Below are 22,689 nucleotides of genomic sequence, written 5' to 3' on the forward strand. Positions count from 1 at the left end.
GACCTACGGAGCCTTAAGGCCCTTCGAGGCTTGAACCGAGTTTGCCCGTCAGCGGATCGTATTTATCCCGCAGGGTCGGGGGGTATTTCAGAAGCATCGCGTGGATGACGTCGTCGGCTCCGAACTCGAAGCGGTAGTAGAAGATTTTTCCGTCCTCGTAGCCGGATAGGACCACCCAGTCGTCCGCTACGCGGCGGTAGGTCACCTCGAATTCGCCCTGGCCCTGGCTCGCCTGGTCGGCGAATTCGCGCGGCGAGAGGTCGAGGGCGTTGTGGGACGCGTAGACGGCGAGACTGGCGCCATCGTCCGACAGCCAGGTCATGCCGTCGCCGTTAGCCGGCGCCTCCATCTGGTCGGAGAATACCTCGGCCGGAAAGGTGAGCGAGGTTCCGAAGCGCGCGTTGCGGTATGTCAGCGTGTCGGCGAACGCGGGGGCGGCGGCGAGCGCCACAGCGCCTAGTACGGCGAGCCTGCGCGCGAGGACCATCGCTATCCCCCCGTAACGCTCATGTGTCGTGACACCGATGGCCTGTTCGTGCGGCGGTCGATGACGAAATCGTGGCCCTTCGGCTTGCGCCCGATGGCCTCGTCGATGGCGTGCGACAGAAGCTCGTTGCCTTCGGAGGCGCGAAGAGGCGCGCGCAGGTCGGCGGCATCCTCCTGGCCGAGGCACATGTAGAGCGTGCCCGTGCAGGTCAGCCGCACACGGTTGCAGCTTTCGCAGAAATTGTGAGTCATCGGCGTGATGAAGCCGAGACGGCCGCCGGTCTCGGCGACCTCGACGTAGCGGGCGGGACCGCCGGTCTTATAGGGAATGTCGGTGAGGGTGAACTGCCGCTCGAGGTTTGCGCGCAGCAGCGACAGCGGCAGGTACTGGTCGGTGCGGTCGGCGTCGATCTCACCCATCGGCATGGTCTCGATGACGGTGAGGTCCATGCCGCGCCCGTGCGCCCAGCGCATCAGGTCGGGGATTTCCGCGTCGTTGAAGCCCTTGAGCGCCACGGCATTGATCTTTACCGCGATGCCCGCTGCCTGCGCGGCGTCCAGACCCTGCATGACACGGCCGAGATCGCCCCAGCGGGTGATCGTGCGGAACTTCACTGGATCGAGCGTATCGAGCGACACGTTGATGCGCTTCACGCCGCAGTCTGCGAGCTCGCCGGCAAAGCGCGCGAGCTGCGAGCCGTTGGTGGTGAGGGTGAGTTCGCGAAGCGCGCCCGAATCGAGGTGGCGCGACAGCTGGCGCACGAGATGCATGATGTTCTTGCGCACCAGCGGCTCGCCGCCGGTCAGCCTGAGCTTGCGCACGCCCTTTTCCACGAAGGTCGTGCACAGCCGGTCGAGCTCCTCCAGCGACAGCAGGTCCCGCTTTGGCAGGAACGTCATGTCCTCCGCCATGCAGTAGGTGCAGCGGAAGTCGCAACGGTCCGTGACCGACACCCTGAGGTAGTCGATCGACCGGCCGAACGGGTCGATCATCGTAGCTGCGCCGAAATCCATCGCTTCCTTCCACGGCTGCCAGGAGGCAAACCTTTGGACCTGAATGTCGTGCCCGGACGGCCGGTCGTCAAGGCGTGGTCGGGCGATTCGCTGTATGCGGAGCAATATAACCGTCGGCGCGGGCACGACCTCCCTTGTCGCGAGATGCCTTCTCGCGCCGCCTGGATCGGAGAGCGTGTCTTACGGCTGTTCCGCCTTCGAGACACTTATGATGGCGCGCAGGAGGAGGCGGAGGTCTTCTTCGGCCGACGCCCGCTCCGCGCCGAGCGCGATCTGGAGCCTCAGGAGGCGCTTGGCCAGCCGATGCCAGTACTCGACGGCTTCCGGTCTTCGTTTTCGTGAAAGGCCGTCGCCACGCCGGAGACCAGATCCGTGCGCTCGTGAAGTGGAAGGACGCTGCCCATGTGCCCAAGCCCCCGACTCACCCGTGCTTCGAAAAGATAATGCACGGTGTCATGCCATCAAACGGATCCGGCCTTGCCCGAGGCTTGGGGCGTGCGTTTCCACAGCAAATCGGCCGGTCCCGTAGATGGGTCGCCCGCAACGCCAGCGTGGGCGGTGATTGTGTCGCGGGCGGGGTATCGCTAGGCTCGACGCCGAAACCGGGGATACGTCGAGAATGCAGGACCGCACCGCCGGGCCGATCCGTCTGCGGATGAAGAGCAAGCGGCTGCCCGCGGCGGTGTCCGGCTGGCTCGGACGGCAGTTCGACCGCATGCTGGGTTTCGCCCGCTTCAATGCGATCTATGCGGACTTCGCTCCTTGCGCTGCAGCGGAGGCTTCCCGCAATTTCCTCGACCGGCTGAACATCCGGGTGGATATGGACGGCGAACCGCTGTCCAGCGTGCCAAAAAAGGGGCCGCTGCTCTTCGTCGCCAACCATCCGCACGGACTTGTGGACGGGTTCGCGCTGGACGCGCAGCTTACGCCGACGCGACCGGACGGCTGGCTAATGGGGTTCTATGTGCTGGGAGAGGTGCCCGAGTTCCGCGAGCGCCTGATCACGGTCGATCCCGAACGCAAGCGCTCCAAGCGCAGGCGCAACCTGCGTGGCTGGCGCGAGGCCTACCGGCTGCTGGAACGCGGCGGCGCGCTCGTGGTCTTTCCCGCCGGTGCGGTATCCCGGTTCGACCGGAAGGCGCGCCGTCCACGCGACCCTGAATGGAGCCCGCACATCGCCGCGCTGGCGCGCCGCACGGGCGCGGCCGTCATGCCGTTCCACATCCACGGTCGGAACTCATGGCCCTATCTTTTCCTCGGCGCCATTTCGCCGAAGCTGCAGAACCTCCTCGTGTTTTCGGAGATGCAACGGACGCGGGGCAGGGTAGTGCGCATCACCGCCGGGCCGGTGGTCACGGCCGAGGAACTCGCGGTCCTGCCAAACAACGAGGCGGCGATCGCCTACCTCCGCGACAAAAGCGACGCCCTGGCCGGCAGGTGATCGCTACAGGCCGGGTCGGCCGTGCCGGACGAGCTTGAGGATGTTGCCGCTCACCGGCGCGGTGGAATAGGCGCCGTCGCGCGGTTCCACCGTCATCGGCACGCCGGCGCTGGGGCAGAGCGTCAGACGGTAGATGACGTCGATCTTGGAACCCGGTACGAGCGCGAGGCGGTAGCGCTGGACGATGCGCGCGAGGATCATCTTCATTTCCAGCGTCGCGAAGGCGAAGCCCAGGCAGAGCCGGGGGCCGGCGCTGAACGGGATGTAGTCGTAGGGACCGGGCTTGCTGCGCGCCCAGCGGGACGGATCGAAGACGTCCGGGTCCGGATAGACCGATGGCTCGCGGTGGGTCATGAAAGCGCTCATGATGACGCGGTCGTCGCGCTGGAGCGGCAGTCCGAGCGCATCGGTGGGTGCCGCGACCGTGCGAAACGTGTGATGCACGGGCGGCAGCAGCCGCAGGGTCTCCTTCAGGACGGCGTCGAGCAGCGGCATGGCTTCGATCTCGCCGGTGGCGGGCGGCCACGAGGTGAGCTTCGAGGCCACTTCCCGGTCGAGTTCGGCCGCGACTGACGGGTTCTGGGCGAGCAGATACATCGCCCAGGCGAGCGTACTGGCCGTGGTCAGGAAGGAGGCGCCGTGCAGGATCGCCGAATGCGCGACCAGCTCGTCGTCGCTCATGGCGAAGTCCTTGTCGCCATGGGCACGGATGAGCTGCGACAACAGGTCGTTTCCGGGCGCGCCGGCGCTGCGCTTTTCCTCGATCAACTGCCGCATCGCGGCTTCGAGCTTTTCCGCATGGCGCAGCAGGCGCCGCACGCGCGTTCCAGGCACGGTCGGGCGCAAATGGAGCGTGCGAACGTCGACGTCGAGGGTGATCCAGTCGCGGATCAGCATGCAGATTGCCAGCGAGCGCTCGAAATCCGCCTCGCCGAACAGCAGATGCGCCGCGATCCAGTTCGAAAGCGTCAGCATCTCGTGGTAGGCGTCGATCGGCTTTCCGACCTCCCACCGGTCTAGGACCTGATCAATCAGGCCGGCGATCGCGGGCGCGTAGGATGCGACCGCGAGCCTGGAGAGCGGCGGCTGCATGATGCGGCGGTGCCGGTCGTGCTCGGCCCCGTGCATGGCGAAGATGCTCCTTCGCATGCGCCGCTGCGCCGATTCGCGCGGTCCCCTCAACACCTGCCCGCCGGGACGGAAAAGGTCCGGCTGGCCGAAGACGATGCGATTGGGCACCGCGCCAAAGGCCATCACGTGCTGTCGCCCGTCCTTCAGGAACGGCAGCGGATTGCCAAGGCCGCCGACCGGCCCATAGATCTCGCGCGCCTCGAGGAAGCAGGAAATCGGGTCGCGCAGGTACTTCCCGTACCAGCGCCAGGTCTGATGGCCGTAAAGAACGTAGGGCTTGCTGACGACTTCCGCGCCTCCGGTCATCCGTTCGCCTCGCGGGGGAAGCGGCGCTGGCGAACGCCGAACGGCGCCGGCCCGGATTTCCGGTCAGTCGGCGACATGGCTGTCGGCGTCTTCGTCATGCTGTTCCAACCCCGCGGAACCGCCTCGCCTTCTGAGCCCGATGGCAGTCCATCCATCGGGCTTAGAAAGGATTGGCCGGGCCGTCAAGAAAAGCGGCGAGGTGCTACTTGATCGCCGCGGTGTCAGACGGTCTCAGGGCTGGCGGAAAGCAACGTTTGCCCGTCAGGCATTCATCGGGTCTTTCTCCAGGTTCTTCGGCAATGGCTGGCTGGAGCACTTCAGGTGCACGTCGCGCGAGATACGACGGCGCTGCTTTTCCGAATTCTCCTTGCTGGCCGCCGACATTGCGAGACCGTAGGGGCCGAGAAGGATGCCGACACCCACGCTGAGGTTCTTGTCCTCATATTCGGCGGCCGTCATGCGTGCCTTTTCGCACTCTGGCGTCTGCCATTTCGGATCGCTGGTGGGCAACGTGGCGGCATATTCGGCAGGCCGGCTGGTGCATCCCGCGATCGACGCCGCCAGCAAGCAGGCCGCCGCCTTCGAAAGTCGCTTCATGTCCGTTCGTTTCCCCGATCCGCCAGCACTTCAATCAGCGCGTGACGACAGAATGAGTTTGGCCGCACGAAAAAATTCTTAACGCGGGCGGATATCCTTTCGTCTTTGCAGGCGGGAGGGGCCGATAGCGCGGTTGGCCGACCAAGAATCAACGGCGCGGACGTGAGGCTGGCAGTTGGCACCAGCAAAAAAGGTCGGGGAGCTATCCCGACCCTTTTCTAGCGTCTCAACGGCCGATGCCAGTACATCCGTGGTCATCGGTGGAGGCGATCTGCATATGCGTGAGCCTAAATGCCGGATGGTTAACGAAAGGTTAACAGCGGCGTGCGTGGTTGAAGGTCCACGGTTCCCACCCTTTCGCCTGCCATGAGCCTACCAAAGACGACGGTAGGCAACCGAACCAAGTCAAGATATTGTTATGATGGTGAGCGCGCAGGGGCTCGAACCCTGGACCTACTGATTAAAAGTCAGTTGCTCTACCGGCTGAGCTACGCGCTCCCGACGGGCGGCGGGCGCCCCGGAAAGTGCGGCGGAACATAGGGAGCATGGCTTCGGCGGTCAACCGGAAATCCGGCGGATACGGGTCTTTGCAGCCGGTGCGGAACGCCGGCACGGACGGGCTCGCGCATGGTCGATGCGGCGAGAGGAACGTTGATCCGGCTTCGGTTCGGATGTCTGGAATTGCCGGGTGGGCGTCGCCCCCGGCTGAGAACGTCAGGTTGGCATCTCGTCCACCGTCTTGCGGCGGCGGGCGCGGAGATGGCGGGCTTTTCGCCAGGAGAAGCGGCCCATCCTGCCGGTTGCGAAGAGCATCAGCGAGGTGAGGACGAAGCCGAGCAGGCCCCAGCCGAGGCCGGCCAGCGTCACCGGCACGGCCGGCTGGAACTCGCGCCAGGTGCCTTCCAGAAGTTCGCCGTCGCCCCTCGTCAAGACCAGCGGTTGGAGGAGCGGCGGACTTTCGATGAAGTCGCTGCGCTGACTCGAAAGGCGGTCCAGCCGCTCGATCGACCGGCGGGCGCTCTGGCCTCTCGTGCGGAACAGCGTGTCGGACGCCTCGTCGTGTCGCTGAAGGGCTTGCTGGCGGGACAGCCCGCTGGCCGACGCATCCCGGTCGAAGTCCTCCACCGTGCGCGTCAGTTCGGTCACGGCGCCGCCGATGCGCTGGCGATACTGCTGCGCGAACTCGGGAAGCTGGGATGTGCAGATGGCCCCGATGATCGCGGCAGCGAAGGTGAGGTTTTGTGCGACGGCGCCCATGTCGAGCTATCGGGTCCCGGCCGGACGGGCCGGAACGCCACGCTCGGCAACGCCGGTGTCCGCCTTTGGCTCTGAATGGGGGCGTCGCGGGCCCTTGCTGGTACCGGGTGCATGTTCCGGCGCGGGTCGTCTGGATGCCGGGGTACCGGCTGCTCTCCGTTCGTCGATGATCGTTTCAGGTTCCAGTCGACGCACCGTCGCCATTGATCCGCCTCCGTGTGGCGGGACAACTCGTTCGAAGGCAGGCCGTTCCTGCGCATCGGCATTTGGCGCGACGGCCGTGGAAGCGCGCGACGCCGTGTCGGGCAAGAAATCCGGACGGGACGGGACAATTTGCCCACGCAAGGGTGATTGGCCGGGCGGTGGGGGCGGTTTATAGCGTCGCCTCGAAAGGGAAACCAAGGCGCAATGGCGGTCGATGTCGGATATGTGAGCGCGGTCGGGGCGGGGGCGTTGTCGTTCCTGTCGCCCTGCGTCTTGCCGCTGGTGCCGCCCTATCTCTGTTACATGGCAGGCGTCTCGGTCGACGAGTTCCGCGGCGAGGCAAAGCAGGAGACAGGCGGAACCCGCGCGGCGCTGCTATCGGCCTCGTTCGCCTTCGTGCTCGGCTTTTCAACCGTGTTCGTGGCGCTGGGAGCCGGCGCCTCCTCCATCGGCGGTCTGCTGCGCGCCTACCAGCAGGAACTGGCGATCGTCGCTGGCGTGCTGATCATCGTCATGGGCCTGAACTTCCTCGGAGTGATCCGCATCCCGCTCCTGTCGCGCGAGGCACGTTTCCAGTCGGGCGGCAAGCCCGCGAGCGCCTTTGCCGCTTATGTGATGGGCCTCGCCTTCGCCTTCGGCTGGACACCCTGCATCGGCCCGGTGCTCGGACCGATCCTGACGCTGGCGGGCGGTCGGGAGACTGTGGGCGAGGGGGCCGCGCTGCTCTTTGCCTATTCGCTGGGGCTCGGTATACCGTTTCTCGTGGCGGCGCTGTTTTCGGGCGCGTTCATGCGCTTCCTCGGGCGTTTCCGGGTCCATCTCGGCCGCGTGGAAAAGATCATGGGCGGGCTGCTCGTCGTGGCCGGCGTGCTCTTCCTCACCGGCGGCATCCAGCGCGCCTCCTACTGGTTGCTCGAGACTTTTCCCGGTCTCGCCAATCTCGGCTGACGGCCAAGCTCGCCGCTCCATCGGGAAGATTCCGACCCCGGCGAGGCCGATTGGATTGGCCTCCCGCCGGTGATAGACACGGTCGGGTTTTTTGCAGGCAACCGGATGATTCCGCACATGAGCGAACGCAGCTGTCTCTCGATCATTCTGGCCGCGGGCGAGGGGACGCGCATGAAGAGCACCCTGCCCAAGGTGCTGCATCCGGTGGCGGGGCTGCCGATGGTGTGCCACGTGCTCGATGCCGCGACGGCGGCTGGAAGCGGTGCGCTGGCGGTGGTGGTCGGGCACGGGGCGGATGCGGTGGCACGCACGGTGCGCGAGCGCGTGGACAATGCCGACGTCTTCCTTCAGGCCGAGCGTCTCGGAACCGCGCACGCCGTGCTCGCCGCCCGCGAGGCGATCGCGCGCGGCCATGACGATCTCCTCGTCATGTTCGGTGACACGCCGCTGATCGAAACCACCGCGCTTGACGCCGCCCGGGCCAAGCTCGCCGAGGGCGCATCCGTCGCGGTCATGGGGTTCCGAACGGAAAACCCGACCGGCTACGGCCGGCTGATCGAGCGCGACGGCGAACTGGTGGCGATCCGCGAGGAGCGCGACTGCACCGACAAGGAACGCAAGATCACCTTCTGCAATGGCGGCCTTATGGCCATCGACGGGCGGATCGCGCTCTCGCTCCTCGAGGCTGTCGGCAACGACAACGCCAAGGGCGAATTCTACCTGACCGACGTCGTCGCTGTCGCCCGCGCCATGGGACTGCGGGTCGCGGCGACCGAGGCGCCGTTCGACAACGTGCTCGGTATCAACAACCGCGCCGAACTCGCCGAGGCCGAGGCGATCTGGCAGGCGCGCAGGCGACACCGGATGATGCTCGACGGCGTCAGCCTTGTCGCGCCAGAGACGGTGCATTTCTCGCACGACACGGAGGTGGCCGCCGATACGCTGATCGAGCCGAACGTGGTTTTCGGCCCGAAGGTGAAGGTGGCCGCCAACGCCCGCATCCGCGCCTTCTGCCACATCGAGGGAGCCTCGATCGGCGAAGGCTGCGAGGTCGGCCCGTTTGCGCGGCTGCGGCCCGGAGCCCGGCTCGCAGAGACCGCCAAGGTGGGGAACTTCTGCGAGGTCAAGGAGGCCGACGTGCAGGCCGGCGCCAAGATCAACCACCTGACCTATATCGGCGACGCCACCGTCGGCGCTCACGCCAACATCGGAGCGGGCACCATCACCTGCAACTACAACGGCTACACCAAGGACCGCACCGAGATCGGCGCTGACGCCTTCATCGGCTCGAATTCGTCGCTTGTGGCGCCGGTGCGCATCGGCGAGCGCGCCTACGTTGCCTCCGGCAGCGTGGTGACCTTCGACGTGCCCGACGACGCGCTGGCCTTCGGCCGGGCGAAGCAGGTCACGAAGGAGGGCAGGGCGCCGGAACTGCGTGCCCGCTACAAGGCCGAGAAGGAAAGTCGCGCGGCGAAGAAATAGCCCGCGCCGCCCGCTCGCGCGGACTGTCATGCGCTGAAAAGAATTTTTAGTACCGTTCGGCTAGGCTCGGGCCTACATGATCGCAGTCGGCGGTCGGCAGGTCTATTCGCGGGGTCTTGGGCGCATCATGTGTGGCATCGTTGCAATCGTGGGCTCGACGCCCGTGGCTCCGCTCATCGTCGACGCGCTGAAGCGGCTTGAATACCGCGGCTACGATTCGGCCGGGGTGGCAACCATCGAGAGCGGGCACCTCGCCCGGCGGCGCGCCGAGGGCAAGCTGATCAATCTCGAAAAGAGGCTGCGCGACGAGCCGCTCGACGGACTGATCGGTATCGGGCACACCCGCTGGGCCACCCACGGCGTGCCGAACGAGACCAACGCGCATCCGCATTTCGCCAAGGACGTCGCGATCGTCCACAACGGTATCATCGAGAATTTCGCCGACCTCAGGGACGAACTGGTGGCGGAGGGCTACACCTTCACCTCGCAGACCGACACCGAGGTGGTGGCGCATCTGGTTTCGCGCGAGCTCGAGCGCGGCGAGACGCCGGAAAAGGCGGCCTTCAACGCACTGAAGCGGCTCGAGGGCGCATTCGCGCTCGCCATCATGTTCCGCGGCGACGAGGACCTGATCATCGGCGCGCGCAGCGGCCCGCCGCTCGCCGTCGGCCACGGTCATGGTGAGATGTATCTCGGCTCCGACGCCATCGCGTTGTCGCCCTTCACCAATGCCATCACCTACCTGGAAGACGGCGACTGGGCGGTGGTCCGCCGCGCGGGCATGCAGATATTCGACATGAACGGCGACCCGGTGGAGCGCCGCCGCCAGAAGTCGATCGGCACCAGCTTCATGGTCGACAAGGGCAACCACCGGCACTTCATGGAAAAGGAGATCCACGAGCAGCCGGAGGTGATCTCCCATACGCTCTCGCATTATCTCGACTTCGCCGAAGGCAAGGCCAAGCGGGAATCGCTACCGTTCGACTTCGCCAAGCTCGACCGGATCGCGATCTCGGCCTGCGGCACGGCCTATCTCGCCGGGCTGGTCTCTAAGTACTGGTTCGAGCGCTACGCGCGCCTGCCGGTGGACATCGACGTGGCCTCGGAGTTCCGCTACCGCGAGATGCCGATGCCGAAGGCGAGCGCGGCCTTCTTCGTGTCGCAGTCGGGCGAGACGGCGGACACGCTGGCTTCGCTGCGCTACTGCCGGGCCGAGGGCATCCCGATCGGCGCCATCGTGAACGTGCAGGAGTCCACGATCGCGCGCGAATCCGACTGCGTGTTTCCCACGCTCGCCGGACCCGAGATCGGGGTGGCGTCGACCAAGGCCTTCACCTGCCAGCTCTCGGTGCTGGCGGCGCTGGCGGTGCGCGCGGCTTCCGAGCGCGGGACGATCTCGGCCCAGGAGGAAAAGCAGCTGGTGCGCGAGCTTTCGGAGACGCCGCGCTATGCCACCCAGGCGCTGAAGCTCGAGGAGCAGATCGACCGCGTCGGTCGCAAGTTGTCGCAATACAAGCACGTGCTCTATCTCGGCCGCGGGACGAACTATCCGATGGCCGTCGAGGGCGCGCTGAAGCTCAAGGAAATCTCCTACATCCATGCCGAGGGCTACGCGGCCGGCGAACTGAAACACGGGCCGATCGCGCTGATCGACCGCGACATGCCGGTGATCGTGATCGCGCCGCACGACCGCGTCTTCGACAAGACGGTGTCGAACATGCAGGAGGTCGCCGCGCGCGGCGGCAAGATCATCCTGATCACCGACAAGGAGGGCTCGCGGCGCGCCGGCATCGAGACGTTCGAGACCATCGTGCTGCCGGACATGCCGGAGATCATCGCGCCGATCGTCTACGCGCTGCCGGTGCAGATGCTGGCCTACCATACGGCCGTCTTCATGGGCACCGACGTCGACCAGCCGAGGAACCTCGCCAAGTCGGTGACCGTGGAATGATGTCCGCGACGATCCGGAACCCGCGGATTATTTCGCACGTTTCATAATTTCGACCGGATGGGCTATTTATCCTGAGGGTCCCGATCCGGATTGATCTCTATGTCAGAACAGCCCAAGCACCGCGGCATGACGCGAATCAGGAATTATTTCCTGACCGGCTTCGTCGTCACGGCGCCTCTCGCCATCACGGCCTATATTGCCTGGTCGTTCATCGGCTGGGTGGATTCCTGGGTCAAACCCTACATTCCGGCGCGCTACAATCCCGACAACTACCTGCCCTTCGCGGTGCCCGGATTCGGGCTCATCGTCGCGGTGGTGCTGATCACGCTGATCGGGTTCCTGACTGCCAACTTCATCGGCCGCACCATCGTCTCCTACGGCGAGTACCTGCTCGACCGGATGCCGCTGGTACGCTCGATCTACCGGGCGCTGAAGCAGATCTTCGAGACGGTGTTGTCGAACAAGTCCGAGGTGTTCAAGAAGGTCGGCCTGATCGAGTATCCGCGCCGCGGCGCCTGGGCGATCGTCTTCATCTCCAGCGAGCGGCAGTCGGAGGTGAATTCGAGGATCGAGGCTCATGCGGAGGATTCGATCGCGGTGTTTCTTCCTTCCACTCCCAACCCGACCACCGGCTTCCTCATGTACGTGCCGCGGTCGGAACTGATCGAGCTCTCGATGACGGTGGAGGAGGCGGCCAAGCTGGTGATATCGGCTGGCCTGGTGACTCCGGAGTACCAGAAGAAGACCGAGGAACTGGTGCGGCAAGCCGACTCTCGGGTCGCGCCGCCGCTTTCGGCAGCCGAATAGCCGCCAAGCTTCAGCCCGCGCGCAGGAGCCGCACCGCTTCGTCGCGGCCGAAGAGATAAAGCAGCAGCCGCAGCGCCTTCCCCCGTTCGGACGCGAGTTCCGGATCGCGGTCGAGCAGGAGCCGGGCGTCGTCGCGCGCGATCTCCAGGAGGTCGCCATGCGCTTCCAGCCGGGCGACGAGGAAGCCAGGCGTTCCCGACTGGCGCGTGCCCAAGAGTTCGCCTTCGCCGCGAAGCTTCAGGTCCTCCTCGGAGATGACGAAGCCGTCCTCTGTCTCCCGCATGACCGACAGCCGCCGCTTTGCCGTTTCGCCAAGCGGACCCTCGTAGAGCAGCACGCAGGTGGAGGCCTTGTCACCGCGCCCGACGCGCCCGCGCAACTGGTGGAGTTGGGCGAGGCCGAAGCGCTCGGCATGCTCGATGACCATGATCGTGGCGTCCGGTATGTCGACCCCGACCTCGATCACCGTCGTTGCGACAAGGACGCGCGTCTCGCCGGCCTTGAAAGCGCGCATTGCTTCGTCCTTCTCGGCACCCTTCATCCGTCCGTGCACGAGGCCGACCAGCGGTCCGAAATGCTTCCTGAGGGACTTCGCACGGTCTTCCGCCGACATCAGACCGACATCTTCGGATTCCTCCACCAGGGGGCAGATCCAGTAGATTTTCTGGCCCTCGTCGACGGCGCGGCCGATGCGCGCGACCAGTTCGTCGAGGCGTTCGGTGGGCAGCGTCACCGTCTGGATCGGCTGTCGGCCCGCGGGCTTCTCGGTCAGGCGCGACACGTCCATGTCGCCGAAGGCGGTGAGCACCAGCGTGCGCGGGATCGGGGTGGCGGTCATGACCAGCATGTCCGGGGCGTCGCCCTTCGCGGTGATCGACAGGCGCTGGTGCACGCCGAAACGATGCTGCTCGTCGACGATCGCGAGCACCAAGTTGCGATAGGCGACGGTGTCCTGGAACAGCGCGTGGGTACCTACCACGAAGTGGATCGACCCGTCAGCGAGGCCGGCGAGGATTTCGGCGCGCTCGCGGCCCTTTTCGCGGCCGGTGAGGATGCGCACCGTCAGGCCCGCCCCTTCGGCCAGCGGCGCGATGGTGGCGAAATGCTGGCGCGCCAGGATCTCGGTCGGGGCCATCAGTGCCGCCTGGCCTCCGGCCTCCGCCGCGCGCGCCATGGCAAGCAATGCCACCACCGTCTTGCCGGCGCCGACGTCGCCCTGCAGCAGCCGCAGCATGCGCTCCGGACGGGCGAGGTCCGCTTCGATCTCGGCCACCGCCTTCTCCTGCGACCCGGTGAGGCTGTAGGGCAGGGCGGCGCGGATGCGCGCGACGAGCGAACCGTCGCCTTTGAGCGGCCGGCCGGATAGTCGCCGGATGCGCGAGCGCACCAGCGCCAGCGAGACCTGTCCGGCCAGAAGCTCGTCATAGGCAAGGCGGCGGCGAGCGGGATTGTCCAGCGAGACGTCGAGCGCGTCGCCCGGCTCGTGCAGCCGCCCAAGTGCGGCACGGAAGTCCGGAAACGAATGCCGCCGCATCAGTTCGGCATCGAGCCATTCCGGCAGCGAGGGCGTGCGCCCCAGGGCCTGCGCGAGGATGCGGCGCAGGACGCGCGGGGAAAGGCCCGCGGTCAGCGGATAGACCGGTTCCACCAGCGGCAGGTCCTCGGCGCGGTCGGCCGGCACCATGTGGTCGGGGTGGACCATGGAAGGGCGACCGTTGAACCACTCCATGCGGCCGGAGACGAGGAAGCGCTCGCCGACGGGCAGCGATTTTTCCAGCCAGTTTCCCTTGGCATGGAAGAAGGTGAGCGCGATCTCACCGGTCTCGTCGAAGGCGAAGACGCGGTAGGGCTGGTTGCCCTTGCCGCGCGGCGGCGGCTGGTGGCGGTCGATGGTGACCTCCAGCGTGACGATCGCGCCTTGCGCGGCGCCAGCGATCTCGGGCCGGCTGCGCCGGTCGATGAGCGAGTGCGGGAGGACGAAGAGCAGGTCGCCGACGCGCAGGTCGCGCTCGCCGACGTCGGCGGGCACGACCCTTTCCAGGAGGGCGAGGACCTTCGGGCCGACGCCCTCGAGCGAAGTGGCGGGCGCATAGAGGGGATCGAGGAGGGAGGGACGCATCGGCAGCGACCTTATGTGCTCGGCGGGCCGATGCAAGGCTGACACCCGCCGCGATCCACTATATATGCGCTCACCGACAGGACGGACGAGCGATGAGCGGTATGACGAGAAGCAGCGGCGGGTTGGAGATCAGGCGCAAGAAGGCGCTCTACCGGTCCTGGCACCGCGGCATGCGCGAGGTGGACCTCCTGCTCGGAACCTTTGCCGATGCCCGCATCGACACCTTGAGTTCCGGCGAACTCGACCAATATGAGGATCTGCTCGACCAGCTGGACGCCGACCTCCTGAAATGGATGACCGGTGAAGCCCCGGTTCCCGAGCAGTACGACCATCCGCTTTTCCGCAGGATCCAGGCGTTCCGCCAGGTCATGCCCTTCTGACGACAACTGAAAACATGAGCCTTATCGATTCTCTCGGCCTGAAGCCTGGCCGCACCGGGGCCGTGACGATCGGCGGCGTCGCCGACGGCTTCGAGGCCTTCGTGCTGGCGCGGATCGCCGCGGAGGCGGCGGGCGACCGGCCGGTGTTGTTCGTCGCGCGCGACGGCCAGCGCATCCCGGCCATCATCGAGGCGCTGGGCTTCGCCGCGCCCGGTCTGCCGGTGCTGGAACTGCCCGCTTGGGACTGCCTTCCCTATGACCGCGTGTCGCCCGGCGCCGACGCCGCCGCGCGGCGGCTGGATGCGCTGTCGGCGATGATCGCGTTGCGAGAGAAGCCGCACCGGGCGGTGGTGATCACGACGGTCAACGCGGTGCTGCAGCGCGTGCCGCCGGCCGCGCTGCTGGCCGCGCAGTCCTTCTCGGTGCGCCCCGGCAACCAGGTCGACATGAAGGCGCTGATCGACCGGCTGGAGACCAACGGCTTCGATCGGGTCGGCACGGTGCGCGACGTCGGCGACTTCGCCGTACGCGGCGGTATTCTCGATCTCCACGCGCCGGGCTGGCCGGAGCCGCTCAGGCTCGACTTCTTCGGCGACACGCTGGAATCGATCCGCGCCTTCGATGCGGCAACCCAGCGCACGACGGGCCAGCGCAAGGAGATGTCGCTCCAGCCGGCGAGCGAGGTGGCGCTGACGCCCGAGACGATCAGCCGATTCCGCCGCAACTATATCGAGGCCTTCGGAGCGCCCTCGCGCGATGACGCGCTTTATGCCGCCATCAGCGAGGGCCGCCGCTTTGCCGGCATGGAGCACTGGCTGCCTTTCTTCTACGACGGCCTCGAGACGATCTTCGATTACGTGCCGGACGGTCCGCTGGTCTTCGACAATCTGGCGCACGAGTCCCTGTCGGAGCGGCACACGCTGATCCTCGACCACTACGAGGCGAGGAAGCGGCAGGCCGAGGGCAAGGGGCTGGGCGACGCCACGCCCTACAATCCGACGCCGCCGGACCGGCTCTACCTGACCCCCGAAAGCATGGTGCCGGAAGCGGGCGAGCGGCTGGTCTGCGATCTCTCGCCGTTCGAGGCGCCGCCGGCCGGCGGCCGGGTGATCCTCAACGCGAAGTCGCGGGCGGGGCGCAGCTTCGCCGCCGAGCGCGCCGATCCGAACGCCAACGTCTTCGATCATGCCGTCAAGTATGTCGCCGCCGAGCGCGGGGCGGGACGCAAGGTGCTGATCGCCGCGTGGAGCGAGGGGTCGCTCGACCGGCTCGGCCAGATCCTGGACGAACACGGCCTCGGCAACATGACGCGGGTGGAGAGCCTCGCCGACCTGGAGAAGCTGCCGGCGGGCGAGGCGGGTGTGGCGATTCTTCCCGTCGAGACCGGCTTCGAGACTGCGCGGTTGGTCCTGCTCGGCGAGCAGGACATTCTCGGCGACCGCCTGGTCAGGCGCTCAAAGCGCAAGCGCGCCGCCGATTTCATCTCGGAACTCTCGTCGCTAGCGGCGGGCGACATCGTCGTCCATGCCGACCACGGCATCGGACGCTTCATCGGCCTGAAGAACATCGAGGCGGCGGGCGCGCCGCACGACTGCCTGGAAATCCACTATGCCGGCGACGGGCGGCTGTTCCTGCCGGTCGAAAACATCGAGCTCTTGTCGCGCTACGGTTCGGACGCGGCCGACACGCCGCTCGACCGGCTGGGCGGCGGCGCTTGGCAGTCGCGCAAGGCCAAGCTGAAGAAGCGCCTGCTGGAGATGGCGGGCGACCTGATCCGCATCGCGGCGGAGCGGCAGATGCGCGGCGCGCCGGCGCTGGTACCGCCGGAAGGGCTCTACGGCGAGTTCGCCGCGCGCTTCCCCTACGAGGAGACGGAAGACCAGCAGACCGCCATCGATTCTGTCATCGACGATCTCGGCGCCGGACGCCCGATGGACCGCCTGATCTGCGGCGACGTCGGCTTCGGCAAGACCGAGGTGGCGTTGCGCGCCGCCTTCCTCGCCGCCATGGAGGGCCTACAAGTTGCAGTAGTGGTGCCGACGACCTTGCTGGCGCGCCAGCACTTCAAGACGTTCTCGCAACGCTTCTCCGGCCTGCCGATCCGGGTGCGGCAGGCCTCGCGGCTGGTCGGAGCAAAGGAACTGGCGGAGACGAAGAAGGGCATCGCCGACGGAACGGTGGACATTGTCGTCGGCACCCATGCGCTGCTGGGTGCGGCGATCAGCTTCAAGAGCCTCGGCCTGCTGATCATCGACGAGGAGCAGCATTTCGGGGTCAAGCACAAGGAGCGGCTGAAGGACCTGAAAAGCGACGTGCACGTGCTGACGCTTTCCGCGACACCGATCCCGCGCACGCTGCAACTGGCGCTGACGGGAGTGCGCGAACTGTCGCTGATCACCACCGCGCCGGTCGACCGAATGGCGGTGCGCACCTTCATCTCGCCCTTCGATCCATTGGTCATCCGCGAGACGCTGCTTCGCGAGCGATACCGCGGCGGGCAGTGCTTCTACGTCGTGCCCCGCATCAGCGACTTGACGGAAGTGCATGACTTCCTGCGTGAATCCGTGCCGGAACTGAAGGTTGCCGTGGCGCACGGCCAGTTGCCGCCAGGCGAGCTCGACGACATCATGAACGCCTTCTATGACGGCAGCTACGACGTGCTCCTGTCGACGACGATCGTGGAATCCGGGCTAGACATCCCGACCGCCAACACGCTGATCGTGCACCGCGCCGACATGTTCGGCCTGGCGCAGCTCTATCAGCTGCGCGGACGCGTCGGCCGTTCCAAGGCGCGCGCCTACGCGCTGTTCACGCTGCCCAACAACCGCACCCTGACCCAGACCGCCGAGCGGCGCCTGAAGGTGCTCCAGTCGCTCGACACGCTCGGCGCCGGCTTCCAGCTCGCCAGCCACGACCTCGACATCCGCGGCGCCGGAAACCTGCTCGGCGAGGAGCAGTCGGGCCACATCAAGGAGGTCGGCTTCGAGCTCTACCAGCAGATGCTGGAGGAGGCGGTGGCCGAAATCCGCGGCACCGGCGAGGTCTCCGACGGTTCATGGTCGCCGCAGATCACGGTGGGCACGGCGGTCATGATCCCGGAAAACTACGTTTCCGACCTCCAGCTCAGGCTGGCGCTCTACCGCCGCCTGGCGGAACTGGAAACGACGGAGGAGATCGATTCCTTCGGTGCCGAGCTGATCGACCGTTTCGGACCGCTGCCGGAAGAGGTGCAGCACCTCCTCAAGATCGTCTTCATCAAGGCGCTGTGCCGCAAGGCCAACGTGGAAAAGCTCGATGCCGGGCCGAAGGGCGTGGTCATCCAGTTCCGCGACAAGACCTTCGCCGATCCGGCGGGTCTGGTGAAGATGATCGCCGAACAGGGGTCGCTGGCGAAGATAAGGCCAGACCAGAGCGTGGTCTTCATCCGCGACTGGCCGAAGCCGGAGAAGCGGCTCGCCGGTGCTGCCGTGGTGATGACACAGCTGGCTCGGCTGGCGGAGAAGGCGGACGCGGCCTGAGGCAGATCGCCGGCTCAGGTGGAGCGGTCGAAGCTCCCGTCGCCGCCCGGCAGCATCTGAGCCGCACGGCCGACCTGCGCGGGGTCGCTGCCGGTCGCCTCGCAGAAGGCCATCAGGCTCGGCTCGTGGGCGAGGAGGAAGTTGAGTACGCCGGCAAGGAAGCCGGGTTCGGCTGCCGCCCTGCGAATGTCGCTGGCCTCGATGCCGGACATGGCGAGGAAGCGCGGCATCAACACAGGGTCGGACGCTATGAAGGAGAGCGCGCTGACGGCCAGCGTCTCCGCGTCGGGAGTGGACTTCGTCGCTCCAGCGGTCCGGCTCGTCGGTCGCGTGATATCCTTCATGGGAAGGCCATAACCCGGTTCGGGAGACCGCTGCAACGGCGAAAGCCGTGTAGTGTCAGTGGCTTTCGGCTCGGGATTTGCGTTTCGTCAATCAAATCGCGCTAGCTTACCGCGAAAGCCGAATCATGTTCCGCCGTGACGAGCATTGGCGCGGACTGAAGAATCGTGCCGGGTGGGGCATCGTATGGCCAAGAAGGTGATGATCGTCGAGGACAACGAGCTCAACATGAAGCTCTTCCGCGACCTTATCGAAGCGAGCGGCTACGAGACCGTGCGCACGCGCAACGGGCTGGAGGCTCTCGACCTCGCACGCGCCCACCAACCGGACCTGATCCTGATGGACATCCAGTTGCCGGAGGTTTCAGGGCTGGAAGTCACCAAGTGGCTGAAGGAGGACGATGACCTCCACAAGATCCCCGTCATCGCCGTCACCGCCTTCGCCATGAAGGGCGACGAGGAACGGATTCGTCAGGGCGGGTGCGAGGCCTATATCTCCAAGCCGATCTCGGTCGGCAAGTTCATCGAGACGATCAAGTCCTATCTGGGCGACGCCTGATGTCCGGGCGCTCGAATTCCCGCTCCGCCGGAAAGACCGCATGACAGCGCGCATTCTCGTCGTCGACGACGTCCCCGCCAATCTGAGGCTGCTCGAAGCCCGGCTCTTGGCCGAATATTTCGAGGTGCTGACCGCCGCGAACGGGAGGGACGCGCTGGAAATCTGCGAGAATGGCAAGGTGGACGTCGTCCTCCTCGACATCATGATGCCGGAGATGGACGGCTTCGAGGTCTGCCGCCGCCTCAAGGAGGACCCTGCCACCGCGCACATCCCCGTCGTCATGGTGACGGCGCTCGACCAGGTGTCGGACCGCATCCGCGGCCTGGAGGTGGGCGCCGACGATTTTCTGACCAAGCCGGTGAACGACCTGCAACTGATGACGCGGGTGAAGAGCCTGGTGCGGCTGAAGATGCTGTCGGACGAACTGAGGCTGCGCGCTTCAACCACGCGCAACATCGGCATCGAGGAATTGCTCGCCGCACGCACGAGCGTCAACGAGGGCCCGCCCCGCGTGCTCCTGATCGACGAGAAGTCGTCGTCCTCTTCGGCCATCCGCAAGAAGCTGTCGGCCACGGCGGACGTCGACCTCGCCGACGATCCGCAGGTCGGGCTCTTCCAGGCGGCGGAAAATCCCTACGACTGCGTCGTCATCTCGACCGGCTTCGCCGAATTCGACCCGTTGCGCCTGTGCTCGCAGCTGCGCTCGCTCGACCGCACGCGATTCCTGCCGATCATCCTGATCGCCGAGATGGGCGAGGACGAGCGGATCGTGCGGGCGCTGGAACTGGGCGTCAACGACTACATCGTACGGCCCGTCGACGAGCAGGAACTCGTCGCGCGGCTAAGGACGCAGGTCAAGCGCAAGCGCTACAACGACCATTTGCGGGCATCGGTAACCCAGACCATCGAGATGGCCGTCACCGACGGGCTGACCGGGCTGCACAACCGCCGCTATCTCGACAGCCATCTCCAGACCTTGTTCGACCGGGCCATGTCGCGGCGCAGGCCGCTGTCGGTTATGATTACCGACCTCGACCGCTTCAAGGCGATCAACGACACCTTCGGCCACGACGGCGGCGATGCGGTGTTGCGCGAATTCGCCCGCAGGCTGCGCAAGAACGTGCGCGGCATCGACCTCGCCTGTCGCTTCGGCGGCGAGGAGTTCGTCGTTGTCATGCCGGACACGGACGGCGCGATCGCCGAGAAGGTGGCCGAACGCGTTCGCTCGGAGATCGAACGTGCGGTGTTCGAGGTCGGGGCGGCCGAGGGCGTGCCCGTGACCGTCAGCGTCGGGGTCGCGACCCTGAACCGCGCCGGCGACAGCGTGGAGAAACTGATGAAGAGGGCAGACGCTGCGCTCTACGACGCCAAGAACGGGGGCCGCAATCGGGTCGTGGCAAGGGCCGCCTGAGGCTTTATTGGACGACATGTGCCGTTACGGCACATTTGTTTACGTTAACGTGAGCCAACCGGCCTACATGATTAATAATCGGTTGATTTCCGCGAAATCTTGCGCGAGTGTCTGCGCGGGATGATCGAACGAGCCCATCGGCCGGCTTGCCGGTTGTAGAGACGTGTTCGAATACCCCATGATGCTCAGGTCCGCCGCATCTCCTGGGTTCCGTGGGGTTGGCCGGTCGGCGCTGACACTCAGTGGCCTCCTCGTACCGCTGTCAGATTGCCGACCGGCCCCCTTTTCCTTCAATTAGAGCGTGAAGCCGCAGCCGTAGTGCCTTGATTGCGCTCGCACGCCGCTATTGCAGCGACGCAATCCATTGCTGCCTTGGCGAAAGTGTTGGCGAAACGAAAAACGCCGCCCGAAGGCGGCGTTTGAATCGACGGCGGGGAAACCCCGGCCGGACTACTTGATCTTGGTTTCCTTGAACTCGACGTGCTTCTTGGCGATCGGGTCGTACTTGCGGAACGACAGCTTGTCGGTCTTGGTGCGGCTGTTCTTGCTCGTCACGTAGAAGAAGCCGGTGTCGGCGGTCGAGAGGAGCTTGATCTTGATGTTCGCGGCTTTGGCCATGGCAGGTATCCGTCCGTCCAGAGTGTTGGGGTTTCCGATCTCGCGCCACAAGGCGCGCGACGGCTCGACCGTCCGCGGAAAGTTGGCGGAGACATAAACGAGCGCGGACGAAAGTCAAGGGCGGCCTCGTCTCAAGCGACTTTCGATCTGCTCGTCCTACCGGCCGATCATCCTCGAGAGCGCCAGCACGAGATAGGCGGCGAAGAACAGGGCGAGCGACCAGGCGAAACCGTGCGGGCCGAAGATGTCCATGCCGGATCCGATCACCTGCGGGCCGGCGATCATGCCGACGCCGTAGCAGAAGACGAAGGCGGCGTTGGCCGAGGCGAGGTCGCGACCGCTGAGCCGCGAGCCGAGATGGGCGAGACCGATCGTATAGAGCCCGGCGACGACACCGCCCCACACGAAGAGCACGGCCGCCATGAGGTACCAGTTGTCGGCCACCATCGGGAGGACGACCATCCCCGCGAGCCCGATCAGTGCGCAGGCGGCGAGGATCGTGCGCCGGTCGCGCACCCGGTCGCTGATCATGCCGAGCGGCACCTGCAGGAGCACGTTGCCGAGCCCGATCGCGGTCAGGAGCAGGGCGGAATCCGCTTCGCTGTAGCCGATCCGGCTGCCGTAGACGGGAAAGAGCGCGAAGCCGCCGGTCTCGACGGCTCCGAAGACCAGCACGGCGGCGGTCGCGGTCGGGACGAGGAAGACGTAACGCCCGAAGCTAGCGCTCGATCCGTGGCCGGAAATATCGGGGCTCTCGCGCCAAGCGATCATCACCGGCAGCGCGGCGAGCGCGATGATGATGACGCCGACGCCGAACGGAGCGAAGCCCTCACTGCCGATCTGCGCGAAGAGCCACGGGCCGAAGGCGAAGCCGAGCGACAGGACAGTGGCATAGATGCCGAGCACCAGCCCGCGCTTTTGCGGCGGGGCGGAGGCACTGATCCAGAACTCCGACAGGATGAAGAGAACCGTCATCGCCGCGTGCATGACGGCGCGCAGCGGCAGCCACATCCAGTAGTGGTCGGCGAAATAGAAGCCGGCAAAGGAGAGCGCACCGGCGGCGATCGCGAAGACCATGGTGCGGATGACGCCGAACCGCACCGCCACTGGAATGGCGAACGGCGCCATGGCGATGGACGCGATGCCGGCGACGGCCGTGTTGAAGCCTATCGCGGTCGCCGAATGGCCACGCGATTCCAGAAGGATGCTGAGAAGCGGTATGCCGAGCCCGATGGCGACGCCGACGGCGGTGATGGAAGCAATGGCGGCGGCAAGCGACAGCCAGCGCACCCGGTCCGGCGCCGCACCCTCGTGTGATGGAACAACGCGCGCCATGATGTGCTGGGGTCAGATCGTATCGCGCACGAAGCGGTTGCGCAGCATGCGGTAGAACGGGGCAGGGGCGCCGGGCCGCAATTCGGGATCCGTCGCCAGCCGCGCCTGGAGTTCCTCCAGCACAGTGCGGGTAATCGCGGGAATCTCCAGCGTCTTGGCTTCCTCGACCGGCAGCCAGCACAGTTCCTCGAGTTCGTTGGTGGGGCCGCCGTCGGGCAGGGCGACGGCGACGTCGTCGCGCCAGGCGGCGATGAAGCGCGTGTCGAAGCGGCGCACGCGTCCGGGCGGCGTGATGGCGCGGGCGACGAAGCGCAGGCGTTCGAGCGAGGGACTGACCCCATGCTCCACGAAGCCCTGCCATCCGGGGCGGGTCGAGGCAAAGGCACCTCGCTCGCCGATCAGCAACCCGGCCTCCTCGTAGGTCTCGCGGATGGCCGAAAGCGCGATCGCCCGGGCCCGGGCGCGGGAGGCGCGGGCGTGGTGGCCGGCAATCCGCATCTCCTCTTCCGGCGGCAGCGTCGTGACGGTCGCCACGCGGCTGTCATGGGGATCGGTACGGCCGCCGGGGAAGACGAATCGCCCCGGCATGAAGGCATGCTTGTGATGGCGGCGGCCGAGCAGGACCTTCACGTCGCTTCCGGACCGGTCGAGCAGGATCAGCGTGGCCGCGTCGCGGGGCCGCATCGGCTTGCCGCCGAGGGCGAAATCCTTCGATTCGGCCTTGTCCAGTTCGGTGCGGGTCATGCCCTCCGCAACGGACTTCTTCTCCCCCACGGCCATCTCC

20 protein-coding genes and 1 tRNA gene are annotated in these 22,689 nt (G+C 66.3%); 10 read left to right on the top strand and 11 right to left on the bottom strand.

Translation table 11 applies throughout. From position 1 onward, the window contains the following. Positions 1–13: 13 nt before the first annotated feature. Together BSQ44_RS12305 and moaA are read right to left on the bottom strand one after the other, a co-directional pair. Entirely contained in the window at positions 14–487 is a 474-nt protein-coding gene (locus BSQ44_RS12305; protein ID WP_072604518.1) for a hypothetical protein, read from the bottom strand. Between the two features lie 2 nt (positions 488–489). Continuing rightward, complete coding sequence (gene moaA, locus BSQ44_RS12310) at positions 490–1,500, bottom strand: GTP 3',8-cyclase MoaA (RefSeq protein ID WP_235633390.1); 1,011 nt, start codon at positions 1,498–1,500, stop codon at positions 490–492. A gap of 33 nt (positions 1,501–1,533) precedes the next feature. Here moaA and BSQ44_RS12315 point away from each other — a divergent pair, with 33 nt between their 5' ends. Together BSQ44_RS12315 and BSQ44_RS12320 are read left to right on the top strand one after the other, a co-directional pair. Next, a complete protein-coding gene (locus BSQ44_RS12315; protein ID WP_072604521.1) occupies positions 1,534–1,842 on the top strand; it encodes a hypothetical protein in 309 nt (102 codons plus the stop codon). Positions 1,843–2,119: 277 nt separating this feature from the next. After that, positions 2,120–2,941 (top strand): lysophospholipid acyltransferase family protein, encoded by an 822-nt coding sequence (locus BSQ44_RS12320; RefSeq protein ID WP_072604523.1) that lies wholly within the window; start codon positions 2,120–2,122, stop codon positions 2,939–2,941. A 3-nt stretch (positions 2,942–2,944) separates the two neighbouring features. Here BSQ44_RS12320 and BSQ44_RS12325 read toward each other — a convergent pair whose 3' ends face one another. From BSQ44_RS12325 to BSQ44_RS12340, 4 genes are all read right to left on the bottom strand, one after another. After that, positions 2,945–4,378 (bottom strand): cytochrome P450, encoded by a 1,434-nt coding sequence (locus BSQ44_RS12325; RefSeq protein ID WP_072604525.1) that lies wholly within the window; start codon positions 4,376–4,378, stop codon positions 2,945–2,947. A gap of 261 nt (positions 4,379–4,639) precedes the next feature. After that, positions 4,640–4,975, bottom strand: a complete 336-nt coding sequence (locus BSQ44_RS12330) for a hypothetical protein (RefSeq protein ID WP_072604527.1) — start codon at positions 4,973–4,975, stop codon at positions 4,640–4,642. A gap of 422 nt (positions 4,976–5,397) precedes the next feature. Further along, positions 5,398–5,473 (bottom strand) — tRNA-Lys (locus tag BSQ44_RS12335). 216 nt (positions 5,474–5,689) lie between these two features. Then, a complete protein-coding gene (locus BSQ44_RS12340; protein WP_072604529.1) occupies positions 5,690–6,232 on the bottom strand; it encodes a DUF2937 family protein in 543 nt (180 codons plus the stop codon). 408 nt (positions 6,233–6,640) lie between these two features. Here BSQ44_RS12340 and BSQ44_RS12345 point away from each other — a divergent pair, with 408 nt between their 5' ends. The 4 genes from BSQ44_RS12345 (at position 6,641) to BSQ44_RS12360 (ending at position 11,624) form a co-directional block, all read left to right on the top strand. Next, positions 6,641–7,384, top strand: coding sequence for a cytochrome c biogenesis CcdA family protein (locus BSQ44_RS12345; protein ID WP_072604531.1), 744 nt, complete (start codon positions 6,641–6,643; stop codon positions 7,382–7,384). A 117-nt stretch (positions 7,385–7,501) separates the two neighbouring features. Then, the gene (gene glmU, locus BSQ44_RS12350; RefSeq protein WP_072608029.1) at positions 7,502–8,866 is read left to right on the top strand and encodes a bifunctional UDP-N-acetylglucosamine diphosphorylase/glucosamine-1-phosphate N-acetyltransferase GlmU; all 1,365 of its coding nucleotides are present in this window, start codon (positions 7,502–7,504) and stop codon (positions 8,864–8,866) included. Between the two features lie 127 nt (positions 8,867–8,993). After that, positions 8,994–10,817 carry a glutamine--fructose-6-phosphate transaminase (isomerizing) gene (gene glmS, locus BSQ44_RS12355; protein WP_072608030.1) on the top strand — a complete coding sequence of 608 codons (1,824 nt, stop codon included), beginning with the start codon at positions 8,994–8,996 and terminating at the stop codon, positions 10,815–10,817. A 99-nt stretch (positions 10,818–10,916) separates the two neighbouring features. Next, on the top strand, positions 10,917–11,624 hold the full coding sequence (locus BSQ44_RS12360) for a DUF502 domain-containing protein (protein WP_114579961.1): 708 nt from the start codon (positions 10,917–10,919) through the stop codon (positions 11,622–11,624). 10 nt (positions 11,625–11,634) lie between these two features. Here the strand turns inward: BSQ44_RS12360 and recG are convergent, their stop codons facing one another. Continuing rightward, positions 11,635–13,743 carry an ATP-dependent DNA helicase RecG gene (gene recG, locus BSQ44_RS12365; RefSeq protein WP_072604533.1) on the bottom strand — a complete coding sequence of 703 codons (2,109 nt, stop codon included), beginning with the start codon at positions 13,741–13,743 and terminating at the stop codon, positions 11,635–11,637. A 101-nt stretch (positions 13,744–13,844) separates the two neighbouring features. Here recG and BSQ44_RS12370 point away from each other — a divergent pair, with 101 nt between their 5' ends. Both BSQ44_RS12370 and mfd read left to right on the top strand, forming a co-directional pair. Beyond that, a complete protein-coding gene (locus tag BSQ44_RS12370; RefSeq protein WP_418202143.1) occupies positions 13,845–14,123 on the top strand; it encodes an FAD assembly factor SdhE in 279 nt (92 codons plus the stop codon). A 14-nt stretch (positions 14,124–14,137) separates the two neighbouring features. Further along, a complete protein-coding gene (mfd, locus tag BSQ44_RS12375) occupies positions 14,138–17,641 on the top strand; it encodes a transcription-repair coupling factor (protein WP_072604538.1) in 3,504 nt (1,167 codons plus the stop codon). Between the two features lie 14 nt (positions 17,642–17,655). Here mfd and BSQ44_RS12380 read toward each other — a convergent pair whose 3' ends face one another. Continuing rightward, complete coding sequence (locus tag BSQ44_RS12380) at positions 17,656–17,985, bottom strand: DUF3572 domain-containing protein (RefSeq protein ID WP_072604541.1); 330 nt, start codon at positions 17,983–17,985, stop codon at positions 17,656–17,658. A 184-nt stretch (positions 17,986–18,169) separates the two neighbouring features. Here BSQ44_RS12380 and BSQ44_RS12385 point away from each other — a divergent pair, with 184 nt between their 5' ends. Both BSQ44_RS12385 and BSQ44_RS12390 read left to right on the top strand, forming a co-directional pair. Next, entirely contained in the window at positions 18,170–18,541 is a 372-nt protein-coding gene (locus tag BSQ44_RS12385) for a response regulator (protein WP_072604544.1), read from the top strand. Between the two features lie 40 nt (positions 18,542–18,581). Further along, the gene (locus BSQ44_RS12390; protein ID WP_072604546.1) at positions 18,582–19,952 is read left to right on the top strand and encodes a PleD family two-component system response regulator; all 1,371 of its coding nucleotides are present in this window, start codon (positions 18,582–18,584) and stop codon (positions 19,950–19,952) included. A gap of 450 nt (positions 19,953–20,402) precedes the next feature. Here BSQ44_RS12390 and rpmG read toward each other — a convergent pair whose 3' ends face one another. The 3 genes from rpmG to BSQ44_RS12405 all read right to left on the bottom strand — a co-directional run bounded on the left by rpmG (position 20,403) and on the right by BSQ44_RS12405 (position 22,649). Continuing rightward, a complete protein-coding gene (gene rpmG, locus BSQ44_RS12395; protein WP_040995604.1) occupies positions 20,403–20,570 on the bottom strand; it encodes a 50S ribosomal protein L33 in 168 nt (55 codons plus the stop codon). Between the two features lie 156 nt (positions 20,571–20,726). Continuing rightward, positions 20,727–21,905, bottom strand: a complete 1,179-nt coding sequence (locus BSQ44_RS12400) for an MFS transporter (RefSeq protein ID WP_072604549.1) — start codon at positions 21,903–21,905, stop codon at positions 20,727–20,729. A 12-nt stretch (positions 21,906–21,917) separates the two neighbouring features. Continuing rightward, positions 21,918–22,649, bottom strand: a complete 732-nt coding sequence (locus tag BSQ44_RS12405; RefSeq protein ID WP_083534990.1) for an NUDIX hydrolase — start codon at positions 22,647–22,649, stop codon at positions 21,918–21,920. Positions 22,650–22,689: the final 40 nt, after the last annotated feature.

Origin of the sequence: Aquibium oceanicum, assembly GCF_001889605.1 — a bacterium.
GTDB classification, from domain to species: domain Bacteria; phylum Pseudomonadota; class Alphaproteobacteria; order Rhizobiales; family Rhizobiaceae; genus Aquibium; species Aquibium oceanicum.